At 72.3% G+C, this 23743-nt stretch carries 25 protein-coding genes; 15 read left to right on the forward strand and 10 right to left on the reverse strand.

All coding sequences use genetic code 11. The annotated features are described in order from the left end of the window. Nucleotides 1-97: 97 nt before the first annotated feature. Nucleotides 98-2008 (forward strand): SMI1/KNR4 family protein, encoded by a 1911-nt coding sequence (locus tag OG594_RS25800; RefSeq protein ID WP_266603658.1) that lies wholly within the window; start codon nucleotides 98-100, stop codon nucleotides 2006-2008. Nucleotides 2009-2065: 57 nt separating this feature from the next. Here the strand turns inward: OG594_RS25800 and OG594_RS25805 are convergent, their stop codons facing one another. From OG594_RS25805 to OG594_RS25820, 4 genes are read right to left on the reverse strand one after another with little or no spacing between them, the layout of a single operon-like run. Then, complete coding sequence (locus OG594_RS25805; protein ID WP_266603660.1) at nucleotides 2066-2380, reverse strand: hypothetical protein; 315 nt, start codon at nucleotides 2378-2380, stop codon at nucleotides 2066-2068. A gap of 7 nt (nucleotides 2381-2387) precedes the next feature. Next, entirely contained in the window at nucleotides 2388-2708 is a 321-nt protein-coding gene (locus OG594_RS25810; protein ID WP_266603662.1) for a hypothetical protein, read from the reverse strand. After that, nucleotides 2705-4108 (reverse strand): hypothetical protein, encoded by a 1404-nt coding sequence (locus tag OG594_RS25815; RefSeq protein WP_266603664.1) that lies wholly within the window; start codon nucleotides 4106-4108, stop codon nucleotides 2705-2707. Before OG594_RS25815 ends, OG594_RS25810 begins: the two co-directional genes overlap by 4 nt. Next, nucleotides 4105-4548, reverse strand: a complete 444-nt coding sequence (locus OG594_RS25820) for a hypothetical protein (protein ID WP_266603666.1) — start codon at nucleotides 4546-4548, stop codon at nucleotides 4105-4107. Before OG594_RS25820 ends, OG594_RS25815 begins: the two co-directional genes overlap by 4 nt. 527 nt (nucleotides 4549-5075) lie before the next feature. Here OG594_RS25820 and OG594_RS25825 point away from each other — a divergent pair. From OG594_RS25825 to OG594_RS25835, 3 genes are all read left to right on the forward strand, one after another. Further along, nucleotides 5076-5786 carry an ABC transporter ATP-binding protein gene (locus OG594_RS25825; protein WP_266603668.1) on the forward strand — a complete coding sequence of 237 codons (711 nt, stop codon included), beginning with the start codon at nucleotides 5076-5078 and terminating at the stop codon, nucleotides 5784-5786. After that, on the forward strand, nucleotides 5783-6736 hold the full coding sequence (locus tag OG594_RS25830; protein ID WP_266603670.1) for a hypothetical protein: 954 nt from the start codon (nucleotides 5783-5785) through the stop codon (nucleotides 6734-6736). Before OG594_RS25825 ends, OG594_RS25830 begins: the two co-directional genes overlap by 4 nt. 83 nt (nucleotides 6737-6819) lie before the next feature. Next, nucleotides 6820-7632, forward strand: coding sequence for a hypothetical protein (locus OG594_RS25835; RefSeq protein ID WP_266603672.1), 813 nt, complete (start codon nucleotides 6820-6822; stop codon nucleotides 7630-7632). Between the two features lie 376 nt (nucleotides 7633-8008). Here OG594_RS25835 and OG594_RS25840 read toward each other — a convergent pair whose 3' ends face one another. The 3 genes from OG594_RS25840 to OG594_RS25850 form a co-directional block, all read right to left on the reverse strand. After that, on the reverse strand, nucleotides 8009-8857 hold the full coding sequence (locus OG594_RS25840; protein WP_266603674.1) for a DUF4190 domain-containing protein: 849 nt from the start codon (nucleotides 8855-8857) through the stop codon (nucleotides 8009-8011). A 100-nt stretch (nucleotides 8858-8957) separates the two neighbouring features. Beyond that, a complete protein-coding gene (locus OG594_RS25845; protein WP_266603679.1) occupies nucleotides 8958-9203 on the reverse strand; it encodes a helix-turn-helix domain-containing protein in 246 nt (81 codons plus the stop codon). Beyond that, on the reverse strand, nucleotides 9089-9388 hold the full coding sequence (locus OG594_RS25850) for a cupin domain-containing protein (protein ID WP_323185395.1): 300 nt from the start codon (nucleotides 9386-9388) through the stop codon (nucleotides 9089-9091). Before OG594_RS25850 ends, OG594_RS25845 begins: the two co-directional genes overlap by 115 nt. Here OG594_RS25850 and OG594_RS47165 point away from each other — a divergent pair. The 6 genes from OG594_RS47165 (at nucleotide 9344) to OG594_RS25880 (ending at nucleotide 15168) form a co-directional block, all read left to right on the forward strand. Beyond that, complete coding sequence (locus OG594_RS47165; protein WP_323185407.1) at nucleotides 9344-9484, forward strand: hypothetical protein; 141 nt, start codon at nucleotides 9344-9346, stop codon at nucleotides 9482-9484. The genes OG594_RS25850 and OG594_RS47165 overlap by 45 nt on opposite strands. Nucleotides 9485-9628: 144 nt before the next feature. Further along, nucleotides 9629-10543 carry an NAD(P)H-binding protein gene (locus tag OG594_RS25860; protein WP_266603689.1) on the forward strand — a complete coding sequence of 305 codons (915 nt, stop codon included), beginning with the start codon at nucleotides 9629-9631 and terminating at the stop codon, nucleotides 10541-10543. Between the two features lie 97 nt (nucleotides 10544-10640). Further along, nucleotides 10641-12512: a long-chain fatty acid--CoA ligase gene (locus tag OG594_RS25865; RefSeq protein WP_266606580.1), complete on the forward strand. Its 1872-nt coding sequence runs from the start codon at nucleotides 10641-10643 to the stop codon at nucleotides 12510-12512. A 68-nt stretch (nucleotides 12513-12580) separates the two neighbouring features. Beyond that, entirely contained in the window at nucleotides 12581-14242 is a 1662-nt protein-coding gene (locus tag OG594_RS25870) for an alpha/beta hydrolase (RefSeq protein ID WP_266603691.1), read from the forward strand. Between the two features lie 28 nt (nucleotides 14243-14270). Then, entirely contained in the window at nucleotides 14271-14540 is a 270-nt protein-coding gene (locus tag OG594_RS25875) for a tetratricopeptide repeat protein (protein WP_266606581.1), read from the forward strand. A gap of 76 nt (nucleotides 14541-14616) precedes the next feature. Beyond that, nucleotides 14617-15168, forward strand: coding sequence for a hypothetical protein (locus OG594_RS25880; RefSeq protein WP_266603693.1), 552 nt, complete (start codon nucleotides 14617-14619; stop codon nucleotides 15166-15168). Here the strand turns inward: OG594_RS25880 and OG594_RS25885 are convergent, their stop codons facing one another. Then, nucleotides 15169-15759: a dihydrofolate reductase family protein gene (locus OG594_RS25885; protein WP_266603695.1), complete on the reverse strand. Its 591-nt coding sequence runs from the start codon at nucleotides 15757-15759 to the stop codon at nucleotides 15169-15171. A 327-nt stretch (nucleotides 15760-16086) separates the two neighbouring features. Between OG594_RS25885 and OG594_RS25890 the strand changes: the two genes are divergently transcribed. After that, a complete protein-coding gene (locus tag OG594_RS25890; RefSeq protein WP_266603697.1) occupies nucleotides 16087-17826 on the forward strand; it encodes a lytic transglycosylase domain-containing protein in 1740 nt (579 codons plus the stop codon). Between the two features lie 178 nt (nucleotides 17827-18004). Here the strand turns inward: OG594_RS25890 and OG594_RS25895 are convergent, their stop codons facing one another. Further along, nucleotides 18005-18208, reverse strand: coding sequence for a cold-shock protein (locus OG594_RS25895; protein ID WP_030012116.1), 204 nt, complete (start codon nucleotides 18206-18208; stop codon nucleotides 18005-18007). 237 nt (nucleotides 18209-18445) lie between these two features. Between OG594_RS25895 and OG594_RS25900 the strand changes: the two genes are divergently transcribed. The 4 genes from OG594_RS25900 (at nucleotide 18446) to OG594_RS25915 (ending at nucleotide 23298) form a co-directional block, all read left to right on the forward strand. Further along, nucleotides 18446-19309, forward strand: a complete 864-nt coding sequence (locus OG594_RS25900; RefSeq protein WP_030012117.1) for a menaquinone biosynthetic enzyme MqnA/MqnD family protein — start codon at nucleotides 18446-18448, stop codon at nucleotides 19307-19309. Nucleotides 19310-19514: 205 nt separating this feature from the next. Further along, on the forward strand, nucleotides 19515-21359 hold the full coding sequence (locus tag OG594_RS25905; RefSeq protein ID WP_266603699.1) for a serine/threonine-protein kinase: 1845 nt from the start codon (nucleotides 19515-19517) through the stop codon (nucleotides 21357-21359). A 78-nt stretch (nucleotides 21360-21437) separates the two neighbouring features. Then, the gene (mqnC, locus tag OG594_RS25910) at nucleotides 21438-22637 is read left to right on the forward strand and encodes a cyclic dehypoxanthinyl futalosine synthase (RefSeq protein ID WP_266603701.1); all 1200 of its coding nucleotides are present in this window, start codon (nucleotides 21438-21440) and stop codon (nucleotides 22635-22637) included. Nucleotides 22638-22653: 16 nt separating this feature from the next. Then, nucleotides 22654-23298, forward strand: coding sequence for a hypothetical protein (locus OG594_RS25915; protein ID WP_266603703.1), 645 nt, complete (start codon nucleotides 22654-22656; stop codon nucleotides 23296-23298). Here OG594_RS25915 and OG594_RS25920 read toward each other — a convergent pair. Continuing rightward, nucleotides 23264-23707: a helix-turn-helix transcriptional regulator gene (locus tag OG594_RS25920; RefSeq protein WP_266603705.1), complete on the reverse strand. Its 444-nt coding sequence runs from the start codon at nucleotides 23705-23707 to the stop codon at nucleotides 23264-23266. The two genes, OG594_RS25915 and OG594_RS25920, sit on opposite strands and share 35 nt — an antisense overlap. Between the last annotated feature and the right edge of the window lie 36 nt (nucleotides 23708-23743).

The following is a 23743-nucleotide window of genomic DNA, read 5'->3' on the forward strand; positions in this document are numbered from 1 at the left end:
GCAGCCCCCGCCCCGACCGGGCGGGGGCTGCGGCGTTCGTGCGGCCCGCGACCGGCAGCACGGAGGACTGTCAGCGGCGGATGGCAGCATCGGGAGCATGACGAAGACGGATGAGACCCCCTTAGATCGGCGCCTCGATTGGCGCCCGTTCCTGCTCCGATGGAGCGGGGAGTGGGCGGATTCCCTGCCCGACGACGCCGGGCGCAGCGAGGCGGACGAAGCCGCCCGGCGGGATCGGTGGCTGGGACTCCCGCCCGCGTCCGCGAAGGCGATCGCGGCCATGGAGGAGCGCCTCGGCCGCCGGATGCCCCCGTCGTACCGGGAGTTCCTCGAAGTCAGCGACGGGTGGCGGCACGCCGGCGGGTTCGTCCGGCTGCTGGCCGGAACCGCGGACGCGCACTGGCACGACGACGAGTACGGGCTCGCGTCCAGGTACGAGGGGTACCTGGACGACGACTCCGGGCCTGCCGAGCAGCGGGCTGCGGGCATCTGGCGGCGCGGGCTCCAGCTCGACGTCGAGTCCCAGGCGACCGTCGTCCTCATGGATCCCGAGGACGTGGACGAGAACGGCGAGTGGGCCGTGTACGTGTCGGTGAGCTGGCGGGGCAGGCCGCTCGAGCGGTACGCGAACTTCCGCGAGTTCATGCAGGACATGCACCGGGAGTTCCACCGCCTGACCGCCCGCGCGGCCGACGGGGAGCCGGAGTTCGCCAACGACACGACGCGCGAGCTGGACGCCCTGATGGAGCGGGCCAGGCTGGCGGCGCTGCGCGGCGAGTGGGAGCGCGCCGGGCGCCAGCTGGACGAGGCGAACCAGTACGGCCGACCGCGGGCCGTCGGCCTGGGTGACCAGATGCGCCGCCTGCTGGGACAGACCTCCATGGTGTACTTCGAGGACGTGGTGATCGACCCGCGGTACGCGCCCGAGCTGCTGCCGGTGCTGGTCGCCGACCATGCGGTCCAGTCGTACCGGGACGACTCCACGCTGGAGCACGACCTGCGGGGAGCCGGTGACGACGTGCTGGCGCAGGCCTACGCGACGCTGGAGCAGGTACGGGGCGGCACCTACCGGTACACGGCGGCCGGGCCGTTCGGGGAAGCGGTCGAGCGGGCCCGGGAGCTGGCGCGGTGGGGCGATACCGACGGGGCGTGGCGGACGCTGCTGGACGCCCTGCCGGTGTGGCAGCCGCTGGGCCCCGACCACCTGGCGCCGCTGGGGTGGGTGGCCGACCCCCTGCTCGGAGCCCTGCTGACCCCGGAACGGGGCCGTGAGCTGCTGTCCACTCCCCGGGGCGGGCAGTCGGGTGAGGCGCCGAGCCCGACGGCCGGCCTCGACCCGGACGGCCTGGCGTGGCTCGCGGACCTGGACCCCCACGGCAGTCTCACGTCCTACCGGTTCGTCCTGGTCGAAGACGTGGAGCCGGCGGACCTTCCCGGACGCCTCGCGGACGATGACGAGGTCGTGCTGGGCGATCCCATGACCTACGACGAAGCTCGCCTCCGGCAGATCAGCGGACAACGGGAGTTCTCGTCCTACGACGACAAGGCTCACGTGGCGGTCGGCCGGGCCGGCACCCGGTGGAGCTTCGCCTTCGACGGCAACCCTCCGTATTTCCACTCGCAGCGGTTCGTCTCCCCGGCTGAGGCCGCCGGCGCGGGCACCCGTGCGGTGGTCGTGTGGAACGGTCTGCGGGACTGGCGCGGTGACCCCTTCTTCCACCTGTCCGTGGCGCAGGACGGAGCCGAGCAGTACGCCTTCACGTACGCGGACGGGGAGGTCCGCCGGACCGGGGAGATACCGGGGGCACTGGACCCGGACCGGTTCTTCGGCTCGCAGGAGGACCGCGCCGGGGCGGGACGGTCGCTGCTGGAGGCCCTGGCCGGCGAGTTCGGTGTCCGACTGCCGCGCCACGCGCTCACGGTCGGACGGCTGCACACGTTCACCACCCGCTCGTGGCGGCGGCCGCCGGCGGACGGGGAGGTCTACGCCGCGATCACCCTGAGCTGAGGTCCCGCACCCCGACGGGCGGGGGACCCCGGGGCCGGGCCCGGGGTCCCCCTGCGGTCAGACCGTCTGCGCGCGGACGTAGGCGACCGTCGCCAGCAGGAACGGCAGGGCGAACCACCACCGGCCCATGGTCCGCCGGAACAGCGGGGCGATGGTGATCAGCAGTCCCACGAGGCACAGCACCAGGCAGCAGCCGGCCAGGAAACGGACGTCCTCGCGCAGCAGGTCGTCGCGGGGTTCCGGGCGCAGCGTCAGGGCGGCGTAGCAGGTGAACACCGCGGGGACGTAGGAGAGGGCGAGCGGTATCCCGAGGACCCACTGGAGGCAGCCGCGGTCCTCGGGCAGGTCGATGTTCTCGCGCGGGAGCCTCATCGGGACCTCAGCCGAGGCTCGCGCCGCGGAGGAACGCGGTCAGCCCGAGGAGGAGGGGCGGGGCGAACCACCACGGGCCCATGGTCCGGCGCACGCTCGGGACGGCGGTGATGAGCAGGCCGAGCACGCTCAGGGACACGGAGACGAGGCACAGCGCGCCGACGTTCTCGTAGCCCTGGTCGTCCCACTCGCCCTGGGGCCCGGCGAACAGGGCCCCGAACACGGCGGCGCCGTTCAGCAGGTGGATGATCCCGAGCGGAACGCCCAGTACCCACCGCAGGCAGCCCTGGTCCTCGGGCAGGTCGATGCCCTCACGGGGGTACGTCATCGCATTGCGTCCTTCGCTTGGGCGAGGTTCCCGACGAACCGGTCACCGTAGCCCTGGGCCTTGGGGAGGTCCCAGTAGGGACCACCGTTGTAGCGGGCGGCGATCTCCCGCATCTGGGCCTCCGTCATCTGATCGGCCGGGACGTCGGCGAGACCGCTCTCCGCCTTGATCTGGGCCAGGAAGCCGGCCGCTATGAAGGCATTCTGCTTGGGGTCCTGGAGCGCCTCTTCCACCAGGGTCCGCTGGTGGTCGGTGAGGTTCGCCGGGTCGTAGCCGAGCACTTCGGCGCCGCGCCGGAGCTGGATGGCGATCGGCCCGTACGAGGTTTCGTCCAGCTTGCCGCCGAGCCGCCACGGAAGGTTCTCGGGGGTGACCGGGCTCAAGCCCCACGGGGCCGCGGCCTGTTCGCGGATCGTGCCGGTCACATCGTCCAGCAGTCCGGGCTGGTAGCCGCCGATCTCCTGCCAGGCCACGCCCGCGACCAGCTCTTCCGGTAGACCGGCGTTCTTGGCCGCCGCCCGCAGGACCTCCTTGTTCTGGGAGATCCAGTCGGCGTGCTGGCCGTCCGTGACCAGGGGGATCCAGTAGTTGTCGGCGGCGTCCCCCGGCAGCCCGGCGACCCGCAGCCGGATGTCGCGCAGTTGTGGGGAGATCGGGGTGTCCGGCCCCACGGGGCCGGTCATGTCCTTCTTCGGGCCGCTGCCCGGCAGCTGGGTCAGGGGGTTGGCGCGGGCCTCCGCCGCCTCGCGGCGCATGTCGGCCATGGCCGCGTAGAGGTCGACCCCGCTCGCACCGCCCTTCAGGCGGAACTCGGGCAGGAGCTCGTACGCCTGCTTCAGCGCGTGGACGCACGAGCTGCGCGCCTCCTGCTCGGTGGTCTTCGCCAGCTGGAAGTTGCCGCCGGCGTCGTCGTGGAGGCGGTTGGCCTCGTCACGGATGTCGTCCACGTCCATCGTGAGCTCGGCGAGACCGTCGAGGAAGCCGGTCGTCGCCCGCATGTCCTCCCACTGGCACATCGGCTCCGCCTCCTGGGCCGTGCGGGTGATCGCGGTGCCCTTCGTGGCGATCAGCGCGGCGAGCTTGCGTTCGGAGCCCTTGCCGTTCGCGTAGTGGGACTTGGCGGTCGTCAGGGCCGCCGCGTAGGCGTGCAGGGCGCTCGCGGCCTTGTCGTAGCCCTCGGCGATGTGCTGCACGAGCTGCCGCGCTTCGGACAGGCGCGAGGTGAAGGCGTGGCTGCCGTCGCTGTGCCACTCCGTACCGGTCTCGGCGCGCCGGGCGGGCTCCTCGACCTGGACCAGCAGGTTGCGCAAGCGCTTGAACTCGGCGGCGTTGCGCTCGACCAGCGCCGGGTTGCACTCCTCCAGGAACTGGACGTCCTTGCGGTGGCTGAGTCCGCTCACTTGGCCTCCGGTTTCACGTACTGCCCCGATTCGAGGAGGCCCGCGAGGAAGGACCGGGCGGTGCCGTCGTCCACCCGGGCGAAGTCGGTGCCGGTCGTCTTCAGACGGGTGGCCAGGGCGGCGAGCAGGCTGATCGTGTCCTTGAACTGGTCGTCGGCGAACTGGGCGAAGCGCAGGACCTGCGCCGAGACGTCGGCGTGGGCGCGCGGGGCGCGGGCCATCGTGCTGGCGTCGCCGTCGGGCCGGCCCTCGTGGAGCAGGGCGGCGATCTCGATCAGCAGGTTGGCGTTGCCGTTGATGGAGGCGGCCCCGGCCTCCAGGCTCCCGGCGGGGCTCCCCGGCACGCTGCCGTCCGCCGGCGCGTGGTTGAGGCGCATGACGGGTGACTGCTGTGCGAGGGCGGCGGCCTTGTGTTCGGCCCATTCCGCGTCGAACGACATGTGTCCCCTGAATAGTTGATAACTGGACATGGCCAGAATCAGCTGGTCATGTGCATGCTAATACGGGGATTTCTGCATCCGGAACCTCGCGGTGCCGATATGGACCGGAGACGCGGTGGCCGGTCGTCCGGTTCCGCAACGCACCCACGGGGTGGGTCCGTAGTCACCCCTCGGCGATCAACTGACGTCGGCCGGCGGCCTGATGGCGGTACGGGAGATGTGCGCGGCGGCGCAGCTGATCGGCCGGCGCAACGCCCGCGCTCTCCGCTCCGGCCGCCCTGGAAGCCGCCGGGGGCGAAGGACGCGGGTGACGGCCGGCAGCGAGTCGGTGCACGTGGGCACCCGCACGGCGTGACGATCTTGCCGCTTGACCTTCGAATGATCTTCATAGCAGCATGACGTGCCGCCGACCGGGCACCCGGTTCCGTTGCTGATGAGGCGGAATTCTTCTTCGGCGCCCGCCGCGCCTGCGGCGCACGGCTACAGCAAGTGATGCGTACACGATGACCGTTCTTTCCTGTCGTGATGTGACCAAGAGATTCCGACGGCACTCCGTGCTGGACGGGGTCAGCCTGAGCCTGGAAGCCGGTGAGATCGTCGGCCTCCTGGGCCTCAACGGCGCCGGTAAGACCACCCTCATGCGCGTGATCACCGGGCTCGTGCGGCCGAGCTCCGGTGACGTCCGCCTGTTCGGGGAGCCGCTGCCGATGCGGCCCGCGCAGCTCGCCCGGATCGGCGCCGCGCTCGACGCGCCGTCGTTCCCCCGCTGGCTCACCGGTCGTGCGGTCCTGCGCATGCTGCTCGAAAGCACGGGACGCCCCGACGGCGGCCGTACCGCAGCGGTGCTGGAACGGGTGGGTCTCGCCCACGCGGGCGACAAGCGGGTCGGGACCTACTCCCAGGGAATGAGGCAGCGGCTCGCACTCGCCGCGGCCCTGCTGAAGAAGCCGGACCTGCTCGTCCTCGACGAACCCACCAACGGCCTCGACCCGGAGGGCCTGCGGATGGTTCGCCGCATCGTCGCCGAGGAATCGGCCCGCGGCGCCGCCGTCCTGGTCTCCAGCCACCAACTCGACGAGATCCAGCGCACCTGCCACCGCGTGATCATGGTGGCGGACGGCCGGGTGGCCGCCGCCGGAACGCTGGAACAGATGGGCTACGACCCCGCCGGCGGACCCGACGCCTTCGAGGACTGGTTCTTCGCGCTGGTCGGTCACCGCGGCGGAGGCGCCCGATGACGCCCTTGGTCCTCGGGGAGTACCGTCGGCTGTGCCGCCACCCCCTGGCGATGACGCTCGCCGTTCTCTTCGTCCTCGGATCCCTCTACTGCGCGCTCGGCAGCCAGAGTTCCGCTTCGGCGAGTCTCGCGGCCGTCCGCAACAACATCGAGACGGTCGCCCAGGGGTGCGGGACGGCCCTGAACACCCCCGAGCAGAAGGCCCGCTGCCTGAAGGACGTCCCCCACGACCTCACGGTGCTGCGGCAGTACGAGGTGACCTTCACCGAGTACGGCCGTCGGGCGGCCAACGGCCAACACCCCGTGGCCGCTTTGACCTGGACCACGAAGCTCGCGACGTCCGTCCCGGGACTGGTGCTGGTCGTCCTGGTGGCGGCGTTCTTCGTCGCGGGCGAGTGGAGCCGCGGGAGCATCGTCGCCCGCCTCCTCTACGAGGCCCGGCTCGGCCGCTTGCTGACCGCCAAAGCGGTCGCGGTCTGGATGTGGATGCTCACCCTTGTCGCCGTCTCCTCCGCCGTCACGGCGACCGTCGGCGTGCTCTACGCCCGCTCGGCGTTCCCGCTGCCCTCTCCCGGTCCCCTCGGGCGGGTCCTGGTCGAGACGGCCACGGTCCTCCTCGCGGGCGCCGCGGTCCTCGCGGGTGCCGCGGCCACCGCCGTGGTGCTCGGGGCGCTGCTGCGCCTGCCCCTGCGCACCGCCCTCGTGGGCGTGCTGCTCCTCGCGCTCGTGCTGCAGACTTCCGGGCTCCCCGGCGTGGGCGCGTGGTTGCCCGGTGGCGCACTCTCCGACCTGGTCGGATTCGGGGGAGTCGACAACGTGTGGGATCACATCTGGATCTCCACCGATCCGTCGACGGCGCCCGCCCCGCTGCGGGCCGTGCCGACGCTCGTCGGCATCGCCCTGCTGTGGGCCGTCCTGCACCGCCGTTCCCGGACCCGGGACCTGGTGTGAGCGGGACCGCCCGCGCAGGGCGCGCACGCTCTCGCAGGGGAATCGTCTGGACGGGCGAGTTCCGGGTCCTCCGGGTGCCTCCGGTGTACCTGACCGCCGTGCTGCTGATCGTGGCCACGGCGGCCGCGAGCGCCCAGAAGTGGTGGAGCGGTGCGGAGTTCGGCTTCCAGCACCCCACGGTGGGGGCCCTGGTCGAACCCGCGTCCGCGCTGCGCGCCGCGGCGTGGCAGTCCGCCACCCTCGGCGGGCTCTTCCTCGCCACGGTGATCGTGACGCTCGGAGGGGCCCAGCTCATCGAGAGCGGCACATGGGGTGCGCTCCGGCTGTACGAGAACCGGAGCCACGTCCTCTACGGGCGCAGGCTCTGCGCCGCCGTCGTGTTCCTTGCGGTGGTGCAGTTGCTGAACGGCCTGACCCTGTGGGCCGTCATGCGGGTGATGGCGTTCCTCCGGCCGGCCCCGACACTGCCACCGAACGCCTTCGACACCGGTACGCCCGCCCTCGACGTGGTCGACGCCGGATCGGCCGGCTGGGCCGAGGCGTTCACCGCCACGGGCGGAGCCCTGCTCGTGCAGACGCTGTACCTCTCGCTCGGGTGGTGCGCCGCGGCGCTGCTGCGCAACTCCATCGGAGCCCTGGCGCTGGGCATCGGCCCCTGGCTCGTGACCGCCCCCCTGCTGCTCCTCCCCGTCGGCCCGTTCGTCCCCCACTCGTGGATCGCCGACCTGATGTCCCTGCCGGGTGAGGCCCAGTACCGCCTCTACTTCTGGTCCCAGGCCCCATCGGAGTCCTCGTCGGCGCTCAGCGCGGTCCTGGTGGCCGGCTGCACCGCGGCCGCCGCCTTCCTCGCCCCGCTCCTGCTCCGCTCGGAGCGCGTGCTCCGCCCCGTCGACTGACTTCCGGCTGCTCGGGCCGCGTCGCGGGGGTCCGCGACGCGGCCCGGGGCGGCGTCGGGGTGGTCGCGAGGGCCCTGTCCGCAGACCTCCCCGAGCGGATGCGGCGCCCCGCGGCCGGGCTCGCGTACCGCCTCACCGAGCTGCTCCCGCCGCACCCGCCCCCGCTCCCGGCGGCCCCGGCGGGCCGGGACGACAGACGGCCGGACCCGTTGCAGAACTGCAGCGGCTGCGACCACGCCTTCCGCGCCCCCGCCCCGGCCGCTGCCGGAACTGCCCGCCGGAGGAGGACGCGGCGGCGGCGTGAGCGGGTCCGGGCCCGCCGGCTTCTTCCGCCGGCTTCCTCAGCCGGCGTCCGCTTCCCGCTCGACCGTGCTCGTCAGGAGCCGGAGGCGCGGATCGAGCCGGTGGTCGGGCCGCTGGGGTCGCCGACGAAGCAGGTGACTTCGCGATCGCCGAGGAGCCAGCTGGCGGCCTGCGGGTAGTAGTAGTAGATCTCCAGCTTCTCCGAGACCTTGGGGTCGTTGCCCACGTACGAGGTGAGCGCGGTGCCGCTGCACTTCTCCTCGGCGGTCGCGGTGACCTTCTCCGCGCCCGGGTACGTTCCGGGGTCCAGCTTGAAGACCGCGTACGCCTCGCCCTTGTGCGGCTGGGTGCAGGGCACGATGGTCACCGAGCGGGCGGCCTGGGTGCCCTCCTCGTCGCCGTACTGGGCCAGATCGTCCTTCGTGTTGAAGCAGTCGCCCTTGCGGATCTCGGTCAGGTTGCTGGAGCCGGGCTTGCTGGAGCTCGGGCCGTTGGTGGCCGGTCCGGTGGCGGTCGGAGCGGTGGCGGTCGGTACGGTGAACGGCCTGGTGGTGTCGCGCTTCTTCGGGGCGTCGTCGCCCAGCGATCCGAGGACGCCGAGGGCCACGAGGACGATCGAGAGCACCATGGCCAGGCTGTGGATGACGATCGCCGCGATGGCGAGGCCCTTGCCCTTCTCACCGCGGGCCTTGATCTGGGACAGGGCGATGATGCCGAGGATCAGCGGGACCAGCGGGATCCCGCAGACCAGCGCCATGACGAACGCGACGATGGCCAGCGTGTTGGTCTTCTGCGGCTGCGGCGGGTGCCAACCCTGCGGTCCGGCGCCGAACGGCGGCGGACCGGGCTGCCCCGGCTGTCCGTACGGTCCGGGCTGTCCGTACGGACCGGGGGAGGACGGGGGCTGCGGAGGTATGGACATGCGTGTGGAGCTCCTTGCTCAGAGGGTGGGACGCAACAACGGTCCGGCAGTCGCAACGCACCGACACATGCCTGCCCGCGGTCTTTATGCCGCGCCTACGCTACCTTCCGCTGCCGACAGTCCGTGGGCTGCCCGTCCCCGTGATCCCGCGCTCCTGACCGGCCCGTCGGGCGGCGGCCGTGGCGCGGTGCTGGCCGGGGCGGGTTCCGTGGACGCGGTGGAAGGCCACGCTCAGGCCGAACGCGCTGCGGTAGCCGACCTGGCGGGCGATCGACTCCACCGTGTCCTCGGTGCGTACGAGCAGGTCGGCCGCCAATGCCAGGCGCCAGTCGGCCAGATAGGCCATCGGCGGCCTGCCGACCAGGTCCGGCCCGCGACGGGGTCGCCGAGCGCCCGGTACCACCCGGGCGGATCGGCCTCGGGGCGGGCGAACCACTCCCGCAGGGTGGACAGCAGCAGGTCCAGGAGCCGGTCCAGGACGGGCTGTTGGCCGGGGTCGTCCCGGCCGATCTCCAGGGCGGTGAGGTCCAGGACGGGTCCGGGCCCGCCGTCGTGGCGCACGACGCGACGAGCACCCGGGGGAGCGCGCTCAGCAGCCGCTCGCAGACCCGGCCGCCCACCTGGTAGTTGCCGGTGAGCAGGACGGTCGGGCCGTCCGTGCTGTTCCCACAGGTGCGCAGGCCCAGCAGGACCTGGAGCGTTGGACGCTCGGACATGTATCTGAGCGGGACGACCATTTCGCGTCCGGGCGCCGCCGGTTTGACTGGTCACATGACGACGACGAAGAACAACACGACGGCCACCAACGCGACGACCAACGCGACGACCAGCGCGACGACCAAGCCGATCCTGGTCCTGGGGAGCACCGGTAAGACGGGGAGCCGGGTGGCCGCACAGCTGCGGCAGCGCGGCCACGCGGTCCGGGGAGCCTCCCGCAAGGGGCCGGTCGCCTTCGACTGGACCGACGAGAACACCTGGGAGCGGACGCTGGAGGGGGCCGGCGCGGCCTACCTGGTCGACTCGCAGCTCCCCGACGCCGCCGAGTCGATGCGCGCCTTCGGCAAGCTGGCCGTGGCCTCCGGTGTCGAGCGGTTGGTGCTGCTGTCCGCCCGCGACTGGGTGGTGCCGGAAGGCGAGGAGAAGCTCCCCTGCGAGCGCGCGGTCCGCGAGTCCGGCGCGCAGTGGACCATCCTCAAGCCGTCCTGGTTCTTCCAGAACTTCAGCGAGGACCCGTTCATCCGGGGCCAGGTCCAGGGCGGCGAGCTCGTGATGTCGACCGGGGACGGCGTCGAGCCGTTCATCGACGCCGAGGACATCGCCGAGGTCGCCGTGGCCGCCCTCACCGAAGAGGGGCACGGCGGGCAGGCCTACGAGCTGTCCGGCCCGCGGCTGCTGAGCCTGGACTCCGTGGTCGACGAGATCGCCCGGGCCACCGGCCGGGTCATCACCTACCGTCCGCTCCCGGCGGACGAGTTCGCCGCCTACGCCGTGGAACAGCACATGCCCGAGGAGTTCGTCGGGCTGCTCAACCTGCTCTACGGCTGGATCGCCGAGGGCCGCTTCGCCACCCTCGCGGACGGCGTGCAGCGGGTGCTCGGCCGGGAACCCCGTGACTTCGAGGACTACGTGCGGACCGCTGCCGCAGCCGGGGTGTGGGGCGGTGGCGGTGGCGTGGAGCGTCCGTGAAGAACGGCTCCAGGGGCTGGTCGGAGCGGGTGACCGCTACATAAATTACCGGCGGTAACACTCGTGCCGAGCCAAGGAGTGCGCCGTGGGAGCCGAGCTGAGGCCGGTCCGGGCCGTAGAACCGGTCGAACCCGTCAAGACCGTGATCGACGGAGTGGTCCGCGAGGTACGGGTGCCCGCGCTGGCGGGCCTCCCGGACCGGGGGTCCCTCGGAGACATCCCCTTCCAGAACGCCTGGGAGGCCCCCGGGGAGGCGGTGCTCGCCCGCAAGGACCGGGACGGCGTCTGGCACGACGTCCCGGCCGAACAGTTCGCGGCCGAGGTGCTCGCCGTGGCCAAGGGCCTGATCGCCGAAGGGCTCCGGGAGGGCGACCGGCTCGCCATCATGGCCCGTACGACCTACGAGTGGACCCTGCTCGACTTCGCCGGCTGGGCCGCCGGACTGGTCACCGTACCGATCTACCCGACCTCCTCCGCCCTCCAAGCACGCTGGATCATCCACGACTCCGGAGCCGTGGCCTGCGCCGTCGAGGACACCGCGCAGGCCCGGCTGATCAGCGCCGAGCGCGGCAACCTGCCCTGGCTGACCCACCTGTGGGAATTCGACACCGGCGCGGTGGCCCGGCTGGTCAAGGCCGGGGAACGCATCCCCGACGCGGTGGTCCACCACCGTCGGGCCGCCCGCACCCCGGACTCCGTCGCCACCCTCATCTACACCTCCGGCACCACCGGGCAGCCCAAGGGATGCGTGATCACCCACGCCAACTTCTTCGCCCAGGTGGACAACGCGGTGGAGCTGCTGCACCCCGTCTTCAAGTCCGTCAGCAAGGACCCCGCCTCCACCCTGCTGTTCCTGCCGCTCAGCCACGTCTTCGGGCGGATGGTGGCCGTCGGCTGCATGCGGGCCCGCGTCAAGCTCGGGCACGCGCCCAGCATCCAAACCGAGGACCTCCTCGCCGACCTCGCCGGCTTCCGGCCCACCTTCCTCCTGGCCATCCCCTACGTACTGGAGAAGGTCTACAACACCGCCCGGGCCACCGCCGAGAAGATGGGCCGGGCCTCCTCCTTCGACCGGGCCGCCCGCATCGCGCAGCGCTTCGCCGAGATCGCCGAGGCCAGGAACCCCGGCCTCGTGCTGCGCCTCGCCCGGTCCCTCTACGACCCGCTCGTCTACCGGCGCATCCGGGCCGCGCTCGGTGGCCGCGTCCGCTACGTCCTGAGCGGCGGATCACCCCTGGGCCGGCGGCTCGCCGCGTTCTACACCGGCGCCGGCATCGAGGTGTTCGAGGGCTACGGGCTGACCGAGACCACCGGCGCGAGCACCGTGACCCCGCCGCAGCGGCCCCGCCTCGGCACGGTCGGCTGGCCGCTGCCGGGCACGGCCGTACGGATCGCGGACGACGGGGAGGTGCTGCTGGGCGGCGGCCACGTCTTCGCCGGCTACTGGAACGCCGCGCACGCGGCCCCGTACGGGAGCTGGCTGGCCACCGGCGACATCGGCGAGCTCGACGCCGACGGGTACCTCACCATCACCGGCCGCAAGAAGGAGATGATCATCACCTCCGGCGGCAAGAACGTGGCTCCGGCGCCGCTGGAGGACTGGCTGCGGGCCCATCCGCTGGTCGGCCAGTGCATGGTGGTCGGCGACAACCGGCCCTACATCACCGCACTGATCACCCTGGAACCCGACGGGCTGCAGCACTGGCGCCAGATGCACAAGAAGCAGAACGTGCCGATGCGCGAGCTGGTGCGGGACGAGGAACTGCGGGCGGACCTCCAGCGGGCGGTGGACGAGGCGAACCGGCTGGTCTCACGGGCCGAGTCGATCCGCCGCTTCACCGTCCTGGCCGCCGATTTCACCGAGGCGCGCGGCCACCTGACCCCGTCCCTGAAGCTCCGGCGGGGCGCGATCGCCCGGGACTACGCGGACCGGATCCAGGAGCTGTACCGGGGGCCGCGCGAAGCCTGAGCAGCGGCCACCGAGGAGCCGGTCTATGGTGGACAGATGGGTCCGGGGGGCCGCCCGAGGAGGGCGCAGTGCACCGTTCCCGAGTCCGTAGGTCCATAGCCGCGGGCGTGGCCGCCGGTGCGATGCTCCTGGCCTCGCTGGGGGCGGCCCCGGCGCCCACTCCCACACCCGCGTCGAGCCCTGTGCCCAGCTCTGTGCCCAGCCCTGCGCACAGCCCTGTGCCCGCCGGGGGCGACGATCCCCTGGCCCGGTTCCACGCCCAGCGCGTCCGCTGGGGCGCCTGCCCCGAGAAGCCGGTGCCCGCCGAAATGCGGTGCGCGGTCGTGGAGGTTCCGCTCGACTACGCGGCCCCGGGCAAGGGCACGGTCAAGCTGGCCCTCGGCCGGCTCCCCGCCACCGACCCGGACCGACGCATCGGCTCGCTCCTGATCAACTTCGGCGGCCCCGGCGCCCCGGGCCTGGCCGGCCTCGCCCTCGATTCCAAGGCGTTCGCCGACCTCGGCGAACGCTACGACCTGATCGGCTTCGACCCCCGCGGCGTGGGCCACAGCGACCCCGTCTCCTGCGGCGGCGGCACCGGCGATACCGCAGGAGACCCGTACGCCGACACCGCCACGGCGATGGCCGCCCTGCGGGACGAGGTCAAGCGCTGCGAGCGCAACTCCGGCCCGGTCCTCGCCCACATGGGAACCGTGGACGTCGCCCGCGACATGGACGTGATGCGCCGCGTCCTCGGGGACCAGAAGCTCAACTTCCTCGGCTTCTCCTACGGGAGCCGGCTCGGCGCCGTGTACGCCGCCCTGTTCCCCCGGGACACCGGCCGCATGGTCCTGGACGGCGTCGACACCCTCACCGAACCGCTGATGGAGCAGGCGCTGGTATCGGCCCGCGGCCAGCAGCGGGCCCTGGACAACTTCCTGACCTGGTGCGCCCACCAGAACGGCTGCGTCTACGGGACGAACACCCGCACGGCCAAGGAGAAGGTGGCCGCCCTGGTGGAGCGGGCCGACACGGAGCCGCTGGTCGGCGACGACGGCACGGCGGTGGGCGGCCTGGTCATCGTCCTCGCGATAGGCCAGGCCCTGTACTCGCCGAGCACGTGGCCCGCGCTCGCCAAGGCGCTGGCGCAGGCGGAGCGCGAGCACGATCCGGCCGGGATGCTGGCGCTGCTCGGCCTGGCGGCGGAGCCGACCGACCCGACGGACCCCACGGACCCGACCGCCCCGCCAGACCCACCGGAGCCGACCGACCCGGCCCAGGCCGGCGGATCCGATCCGGTGCCCGCCGACAACCTCGCCGCCGCCCTCGCCGCCGTGACCTGCGCCGACGACCCGGACCGGTCGATCGAAAAGTTCAGCCCGGCCGCGTTGGAGAAGGAGATCGACGAACGGGCGCAGGAGTTCCTCGAGGTCTCGAAGGTGTTCGGGGTGCCACAGCTGTTGTCCGTACTCACCTGCTACGGGCGGCCCGCCGGCACCGACTTCATCCGCAAGATCGACCACCCGGGAGCACCGCCGATGCTGCTGGTCGGCACCCGCGGCGACCCGGCGACGCCGTACGAGTGGACGGAGGAGACGGCCGAGCGGCTGGGCTCGACGGTGATCGTGGACCACAAGGGCGAGGGCCACACCGGCTATTCCAGCTCGCGCTGCGTCCAGGAGTACGTCGACGACTTCCTCCTCTACGGCCGCCTCCCGTCCGGAACCCGCTCCTGCCCCGCCGAAGACTGAACCGCCGCGTGCCACTCCACAACGCGTCCTGGGCCCGGACCACCCCGACACGCTCACCTCTCGCAACAACCTGGCTTCTTGGCTGGGGCAGACCGGTGACGTTCGGGAAGCGGCCAGGATTCTTACCCAGCTAGCAGCGGACCGTTCACGCATTCTCGGCCCAGACCATCCTGACGCCGCTGTTACCCCGGCGAACCTCGCGCATTGGGTGGGCGTCAGCCTCGAGGCGAGCACGCAGCCGGCAGAGCGCCCTTGGGGCGGGCGGCAATCTGGCCCACGCCCGGTCCACGCACGATGATGCTGCGTGGCGGAGCGGCCGCGTCGGGCGGGGTTGGCGTGGGTATTCGCCATCCGAGGGACCGAGGGGGCGGGGCGTGGTGCGACGGCGTGTGCGGGTGGTGGGGCGGGGGGCCGCCGGAGTCGGGGTGGTGGTGACCCTTGCCCTCGCCGGGTGGTTGACGTGGCTGTTGCCCGGGCCGCAGATGGCCGCCGTGCTCGGGTTCGGGCCCGTCGACGGGGTCGTCTCCATCCAGGAGTGCTACGAGGCGAGCGACGCCGAAGGCTATGCGACGGGTACCGACTGCACCGGCCGGTACACCCCCCGCGGGTCGGACGGGCAGCCCCGCGACATCGTCCTGGACACGGCCGCCGACGAGTACCGGCCCGGTACCCGGGTGGAGGTCAGGACGGCGCGGGGGCGGGCGTACGAACCGTCGGGCAGCGCCGTGTTCCGCTTCGGCACCGTCATCGGCCTGCTGCTCGTGCCGTTCCTGGTGCTGGCGGCCTGGCTGTTCGCCTGCGCGCGCCAGGGCCGGGTGGCGGACGGCGAGGGCTACGTCTTCGTGGCCCTCGCCGGCCTGGTCGTCGCCATCGTGCCGGCCGCCGTCGCCGGGATCCTGGTCGAGATCGGCACGCTGATCTTTTGACTAGGCGGCCGGGCGGTAGGTGCACACGTGCACACCGGCCGGGCTGATCGCCGTGGAGACCAGTTCGAGCGTGCGCAGCCCGCCGTCGGCGGGGAAGATCGACTTGCCGCCGCCGAGCAGTACCGGCATGACCATCAGCCGGAGTTCGTCGACCAGGCCCTCGCTCAGCAGGGTGCGCACGAGGGTGGGGCTGCCCATGACCACCAGGTCGCCGCCCTCGGCCCCGCGCAGTTCCCGGATGTGGTCGACGGCCTTGTCGCCGGTGATGAGCGTGGTGTTGTTCCACGTCAGATCGGCCTCGCCCAGGGTCTGGGACACCACGTACTTCGGGACGGAGTTCATCCGGTCGGCGAACGGGTCGCCCGCCCGCTCCGGCCAGGCCGCGGCCATCGTCTGCCACGTGCGGCGCCCGAACAGCAGGGCCTCGGCGTTCTCCATCGCCTCGGTGAAGGAGCCGCCGACCACCTCCGGGTCGAAGAACGGGTGCGACCAGCCGCCGTGGGCGAAGCCGCCGTCGTCGTCCTCGCCCTGACCGCCCGGGGCCTGTACGACGCCGTCCAGGCTGATGAACTCGGTGATGACGATGCGCATGGGTCTGTTCCTCTGCCTCGGTCCGGTGTGTACGTAGGGGCGACTGCGGCGCTCCCCGCACTTCATCGCACCCGGCCGGACCTTGTCGAGTGAGCTGGATCACACCGGCGGCGGGGGCGGTAGAAAACATCTGTCATCGGGGCGATTCGGGCGGCGGTTCGGGGTGCCTGTCCATTCGGTCATGAGACCCGGGTGAAGCCGAGACGAATGGTGCGTCACATCTCGCGGAGCGACGGCGAGTCGGGGGCGAATACCTGATAGACAGTGGATGTTCACGGCTCGACCAGCCATGTACGTTCGACGGCTCCTTGGGGGGATCGCCGCACCGTGAAGCCGCTTCACCGCCACCTCGTCAACACCTCGCGCAAGGTCCTGTGCACGGCCGCGCTCGCGGCCAGCCTGACCACCGCCGCGGTCGTGACCAGTCCTTCGACCGCCGATGCGGGGGAGTCCGAGCCCACTCCGGACAGTCCGCAGGCCGCCGACCGCGGTGACGCCCGGCTGGACCTGCCCGACATCATCGCCGACCCGCCGCCCACCGGGGTGGGTGCTCCGGAGGCGGCCAGCGGGATACCCGCGACCGCCCTCGACGCCTACCACCGTTCCCAGGTGTCGGTGGCCGCCGCGCTCCCCGGCTGCAAGCTGCCCTGGGAGCTGCTCGCGGGCATCGGCCGGGTGGAGTCCGTCCACGCCTCGGGCTACGGGCTGAAGGCGGACGGTTACACCGAGAAGCCCATCCGCGGCCCCCGGCTCGACGGCAACGGCTTCGCCGAGATCCGGGACACGGACAAGGGCGAGTGGGACGCGGACGCGGCGTACGACCGGGCAGTCGGCCCGATGCAGTTCATCCCGTCCACCTGGCGCACCTGGGGCGCCGACGGCAACGGCGACTCCAAGCGCGACCCGAACAACATCTACGACGCGGCACTGGGCGCGGGTCTCTACCTGTGCGCGGGCGACCGCGACCTGTCCAACGCGGCCAAGCTCGACCAGGCGATCCTCAGCTACAACAACTCCCGCGAGTACGTGAACACCGTGCTCGGCTACATGCGCCAGTACCAGGCCGGTGGCGCCGGCGAGGTGCCGAACCCGCCCGTCGGGGACTACCCGACGCAGCCGCCGGGCACCCTGCCCACCCCGCGCGTGCCGGTCACGCCGTCGAACCCGGTGACGCCGACGCCCACGCCGACGCAGACCCCCACCCCCAAGCCGACCCCGACTCCCACGCCGACCCCGACGCCGACCCCCACGCCGGAGCAGCCGAAGCCGGCCACCCCGCGCCTGGCGGAGCTGACGGTCCTCGGCGGCCCCGGGCTCACGGCCGAGGCCGGTGCGGCCTTCGCGGAGGTCCCGCGGGTCAAGGTGCTCCTCAGCGACGGCAAGCCCGCCGTCAACCAGGAGGTGGTCTTCGCGGTCGAGGGGGACACCACCGGCGGCACCCGGTTCGGGACGGCGGACTCCCTGGTGGTCAAGGCCGGCGCCGACGGCATCGTCGCCGCGCCCGGGCTCAAGGCGGGCCCCAAGGCCGGCACCTTCACGCTGCGGGCCTCGGCCTACGACCCGCAGGGCAGGATCACCGTGCAGTTCGAGGGCAAGGTCACGGTGACGGTCGCGGACAAGCTGGCCCCTGCGGGTGACGCGAAGCAGCGGGAGGCCGTCGCCGGCAAGAGCTTCACCGGCGTGGAGGTCTTCGCCACCGCCGGCGGGAAGGCCGTCGCGGGCACGGAGGCCGTCGCCGACCTGGTCGTGAAGGACGCGGACGGCAAGTGGGTCCCGGTGGACCCGCAGACCGCGAAGGGCCCGTTCTTCAAGGACGAGGCCGGGAAGCCGGTCCTCGGCCGGCTGCTGGCCAAGTCGGGTGCCGACGGCAAGATCGTCCTGCCGGAGCTGTTCACCACGGACGTGGCCCCGGGCACCTACTTCGTGCGCCTGACCACCAAGGAGAAGGTGACCCTGGTCCTGGAGCTCAAGATCACGGCTCCGGCCACGACCCCGGCTCCGGCCACGACCCCGGCCACGACCCCGAACCCGGCCGCGGTTCCCGCGAAGGAGCCGGCCCGCCCCTGAGGCCGTACGCCAGTGGCCCCCGGCACCGTTCGCACGGTGCCGGGGGCCACTGCGTCGCCCCACCTGGCCGCTGGACGGCCGGGGCGCAAAGGCAGGAGCCCTGCCGGATCTGCTCGCGCAGAGGGGACAGGGCTCCTTGGGTACTACTTTTCCAACCCGCGAGAGTTGGCCCAGGCGACTAGGCCGGGGTGACGTTCTCCGCCTGCGGGCCCTTCGGACCCTGCGTGACGTCGAAGTTCACCGTCTGGTTCTCCTCGAGGGAGCGGAAGCCAGAGGCGTTGATCGCGGAGTAGTGGACGAAGACATCCGGGCCGCCGCCGTCCTGGGCGATGAAGCCGAAGCCCTTTTCAGCGTTGAACCACTTCACGGTTCCGGTAGCCATGAGCCCTCCTATGGGCCAAAGGGTCGCCCTGCTCCAGAACCTGCTAAGAAGTCTGAAAACTACAAAAGCCTGCGGGTCACATTCTCCGCAGGCCTCGTACTGCAAGGGAAACCAAACTGCAACTTGCGTCGAGCCTAGCACGCACCCTGCGGCCGAGACCAGAGGGAAAGATCACGTCACCCGGACGTTTGAGACCCGCCGCAAGGCTGACGTAGACCCGGCCGCTAGTCTCGCGATGTGGACGTCTATCGCAGCCGGCCCCGTGTCGGCCACATTCAGTTCCTGAACTGCCTGCCCCTCTACTGGGGGCTGGCCAGAACCGGCACTCTGCTGGACCTGGAGCTGACCAAGGACTCCCCCGAGAAGCTCAGTGAGCGCCTCGTCCAGGGGGACCTGGACATCGCCCCGATCACCCTTGTGGAGTTCCTCCGCAACGCCGACCAGCTCGTCGCCTTCCCCGACATCGCCGTCGGCTGCGACGGTCCGGTGATGTCCTGCGTGATCGTCTCGCAGGTCCCCCTGGAGCAGCTCGACGGAGCCCGCGTCGCGCTCGGCTCCACCTCTCGTACGTCCGTACGCCTCGCCCAGCTGCTGCTTTCCGAGCAGTACGGGGTACGCCCCGACTACTACACCTGCCCGCCCGACCTGAGCGTGATGATGCAGGAGGCGGACGCGGCCGTACTGATTGGGGACGCCGCCCTGCGCGCCTCGCTGCACGACGCGCCCCGGCTCGGGCTGACCGTGCACGACCTCGGCCACATGTGGAAGGAGTGGACCGGGCTGCCGTTCGTCTTCGCCGTCTGGGCCGCCCGCAAGGACTACCTCGCCCGCGAGCCCGCCGTCGTGCGGGAGGTCCACGAGGCCTTCCTCTCCTCCCGGGACGTCTCCCTGGAAGAGGTCACCAAGGTGGCCGAGCAGGCGGCCCGCTGGGAGGCCTTCGACGCGGAGCTGCTGGAGCGGTACTTCACGACGCTCGACTTCCGCTTCGGTCCCGAACAGTTGGCCGGCGTACGTGAATTCGCGCGCCGCACGGGATCGACGACCGGGTATCCCGCGGATGTCGACGTGGAGCTGCTGAGCACGGTGGTCCAGGAGTGCTGACCGGGTTTACCCCGCGGTAGTCCAAAGGGTGGACGGGCGAATGTGAGGTTTACCGGGAATTCTCGCCCTTTTCGCATTCCTCGCCCCGGGGTGGAAATGCAAAGGGGTGACTGCGCTCCTTCCCCCGCCCGCCCCGGCACCGCCTAGGCTGCTGCTCGGCCGGGTGGCACAAGGCGCCCGGGATCACGGGGAATTGGGGGACGCGATGCAGCCGCTCGAAGCCGGTGAGCCGCGGACCATCGGCGCCTACCGGCTGCTCGGCCGGCTCGGCGCGGGTGGCATGGGCCGGGTCTACCTGGGGCGCAGCGCGGGCGGCCGGACCGTCGCCGTCAAGATCGTGCACCCGCACTTCGCCACCGACGAGGAGTTCCGGGCCCGGTTCCGCCGCGAGGTGGAGGCGGCCCGCCGGGTGGGCGGCGAGTGGACCGCGCCGGTGCTGGACGCGGACCCCGGGGCCCCGGTGCCGTGGGTGGCCACCGGATACGTGGCGGGGCCCTCACTGGACCGTGCGCTGGCCGCGCACGGCCCGCTTCCCGAGGTCTCGGTACGGGCCATCGGCGCGGGGCTGGCCCGCGCCCTGGTGGCCGTGCACGGCCTGGGCCTCGTACACCGGGACGTGAAGCCGTCGAACGTGATGCTCACCCTCGACGGGCCGCGGCTCATCGACTTCGGGATCGCGCGGGCCACGGACGGTACCGCCTCGCTGACTTCCACCGGGGTCTCCATCGGCTCGCCCGGCTACATGTCGCCCGAGCAGATCCTGGGGAAGGGGATCACCGGGGCTGCCGACGTGTTCTCGCTCGGCGCGGTCCTGGCCTTCGCGGCGACCGGGCGGCCGCCGTTCACCGGGGACAACTCGGCCACCCTCCTCTACAAGGTGGTCCACGAGCCGCCCGAGCTGGGCGCGATCCCGGCCGGGGAACTGCGCGGGCTGATCGAGGCCTGCCTGGCCAAGTCGGCTGCGGAGCGGCCGACTCCCGAGGCGGTCGCGGCGGCCCTCGACGGGGCGCTGGGCGCCCCCGGTTGGCTGCCCGGGCCGCTGGTCGAGGAGGCCAGCCGGGCCGCCGTGGCCCTGCTGGACCTGGACGCCGATTCCTCCGAGGACGGTGCGGGAGGCGGGCCTGCCCCGGCCGGAGCCGGGGTCGCGGCCGCACCGGAGGCCGCGTCGGGCCCGGTCCCCTTCACCGCCGGGTACTACGCCCCCGCCGGCGCAGGCTTCGGGGCGCCGGACCCCTCGTACGGCGGCGGCGCCGGCCCGTACGCCCCGCCCGGCGCTCAGCCCGGGACGGCCGGCCCGTACGGGGGCCCGCCCACCGGCGGCTCCGGCCCCACGGTCGGTCCGTACGGGGGCGCGCCCACCGGTGGCTCCGGCCCGACGGCCGGTCCGTACGGCTCGCCGACCGCCGGTGGCGGGCTGCCCGGGCAGCGGACCCCCTCTGACGGGCGGCAGGTCACCGTCAGCGCCGCGGGGCGCCGGTTCAGCTGCACCGTCGTACTGGCCGCGGCGGCCGTCCTCGCGGTGCTGTCCGGCGGGATCTACTTCCTGGACCTGCTTCCGGGCCAGGGCGGCGACCAGCGGGACCTGGCCGACTCCGGCGGGCGGCCCTCCGCCTCCTCGCCCGCCCCGGGCGCCTCGGCGCCCTCGGCCGCGGCCACCGGCGCGAGCTCCGCACCGCCGTCCGGGACCCGTACCGACGTCCCCAAGGAGCTCATCGGCACGTGGAAGGGCACCGTCACCACCGCCCGCGCGCGGCTGACCACCGAGTTCGAGATCACCATCAAGGCCGGCAAGGTCGGTGAGGTCGTCGGCCGGGACAAGTCGATCCTCCCGCTCTTCGGCACCGACTGCAGCGGCGACTGGAGGCTCGCCTCGGCAACCGACCGCTCCCTCGTCCTGGACACCTCCGCCGGACCCAACCCGGCGCCCGGCGTGTGCTCCAACGGCTCCGCCGAGGAGCGCTTCACCCTCAACGAGAACGGGACGCTGCACTACAAGTCGGGCGATGCCCCGGCCGGAAACCCCGAAGGCGACCTCACGCGAAGCCCCTGAATCCCGTCGCCACCCCCTGGCGTAGGCTGGATCGGTCCGGACCTTGACACAGACACACCGCCGAAAGGTGACTCACCGGTGACCGACCAGGCCGTTCTCCAGTCTGTCCTCGACCGCGCCGCCGCGGGGGGCCGGATCACCAAGGAAGAGGCGCTCGACCTCTACCGCCACGCGCCGCTGCACGCGCTGGGCCAGGCGGCCGACGCCGTGCGCCGCCGCCGCTACGCCGGTACCGAGCACATCGCGACGTACATCATCGAGCGGAACATCAACTACACCAACGTGTGCGTCACGGCCTGCAAGTTCTGCGCCTTCTACGCGGCCCCCAAGGACGCGAAGAAGGGCTGGTCCCGCGACCTCGACGACATCCTGCGCCGCTGCGCGGAGACCGTCGAGCTCGGCGGCACCCAGATCATGTTCCAGGGCGGGCACCACCCGGACTACGGCGTCGAGTACTACGAGCACCACTTCTCCGCCATCAAGCAGGCGTTCCCGCAGCTGGTCATCCACTCCCTCGGTGCGTCCGAGGTCGAGCACATGGCCCGCATCTCGGGCGTCTCGGCGGAAGAGGCCATCCAGCGCATCCACGCGGCCGGCCTCGACTCCTTCGCGGGCGCCGGCGCCGAGCTGCTGCCGGAGCGGCCGCGCACGGCGATCGCGCCGCTCAAGGAGTCCGGCGAGCGCTGGCTGGAGATCATGGAGATCGCCCACAAGCTGGGCGTGGAGTCCACCTCCACCATGCTGATGGGCACGGGCGAGACCAACGCCGAGCGCATCGAGCACATCGCGATGATCCGGGACACGCAGGACCGTACGGGCGGCTTCCGCGCCTTCATCCCGTACACCTACCAGCCCGAGAACAACCGCCTCAAGGGCCGCACCCAGGCGACGATCTTCGAGTACCTGCGCATGATCGCGATCGCGCGCCTCTTCCTCGACAACATCGCCCACATCCAGGGCTCCTGGCTGACCGTCGGCAAGGAGGCGGGCCAGCTCTCGCTGCACTACGGCGCCGACGACCTCGGCTCGATCATGCTGGAGGAGAACGTCGTCTCCTCGGCCGGTGCCAAGCACCGCTCCAACCGCCAGGAGATCATCGACCTGATCCGCAAGGCGGGCCGCACCCCGGCGCAGCGCGCGACGACCTACGAGCACCTGCTCGTGCACGACGACCCGGCGAACGACCCGGTCGACGAGCGCGTGGTCTCGCACATCTCCTCCACCGCCATCGAAGGCGGAACGGCGCACCCCGAGCTGAAGCTCATCTCCACGAACTGACGACGCCCGCCGACCGATGCTGACGCTGCACACCGCCGAACTCCTGGTCACCGGGCCGGGTTCCGCGCCGCTGCCGGGCGGTGCGGTCCTCGTCGACGGCGACCGGATCGCCCGCGCGGGGTCGTACGAGGAGGTCGCCGCGGCCCACCCGCACGCCCGGACCCGCCGGTGGCCCGGGGTGATCACCCCGGGGCTGGTGGTGCGCGGGGCGGACGAGCTGCTGGAGCGCACGTACTACCCGGACGACCCGTACGAGGTCACCGAGCTCGGCGCCGACCCGATCCGGGGGGCGGCCGCGCTGGAGGCGCTCAAGATGACCGAGCCGCGGTGGGGCCACAGCGCCCGGCGCGGCACGCAGCGGCTGCTGGCCCGCGGGGTGGTGGCGGTCTGCGGCCGCTTCACGATCCCGGCGGTGCGCACGGCGGTGTCCCGGTCCGGGCTCACGATCCTGCCGCCCGCCGCCTACGAGGGGCTGCCCGCGCTGGATCCCTTCGCCGGCCGGGGCGCTGCGGCGGAGGCCTTCCACGGGATCCTGGAGGCGGGGGTTCCGGCGCGCTTCGCCGTCTTCGCGGTGGCGGACGAGGCCGAGTTGTTGGAGCAGGGTGCGACCACGTGCGTGGCCACGGTCATCGGGGGACGGCTGCTCCACCGTCGTCGCTGAGCCCGCTCCGTCTGCCACGGACGGTGTCCTCGGCGCACCGGGTGTCCTCGGCGCACCGGGTGTCCTCGGCGCGCCGGGTGTCCTCCCGGGCGAGGGCGGCCAGCAGGCAGGCCTGTAGGCGGCTGATGCCGCCCAGCTTGGCACGTATGTTGACCACGTGGAACTTGACCGTGCTGACGGAGAGTTGGAGTTCGACGGCGAGTTCCCGGTTGGAGGCGCCGGTGGCCAGGCACAGGAACACCGCCGACTCCTGATCGGTCAGCTGGGCGTCGGCGGGCCGGTCCCCCTCCGGTACGGAGCCGCCCGGCGCGGCGCAGCCCGGTGCCTCCTCGTGCGGCGTCCGTTCCTCCGCGCCCGGCTCCTCGTACGAGGGGAACCACGCCGGGACGCTGAAGCTGACGACGCGCACGTTTTCTCCTCGCCCCCGGGCGCCCGTCCTGTGACC

This window comes from Streptomyces sp. NBC_01214 (genome assembly GCF_026340975.1).
In the GTDB taxonomy this organism is placed as follows: Bacteria; Actinomycetota; Actinomycetes; order Streptomycetales; family Streptomycetaceae; genus Streptomyces.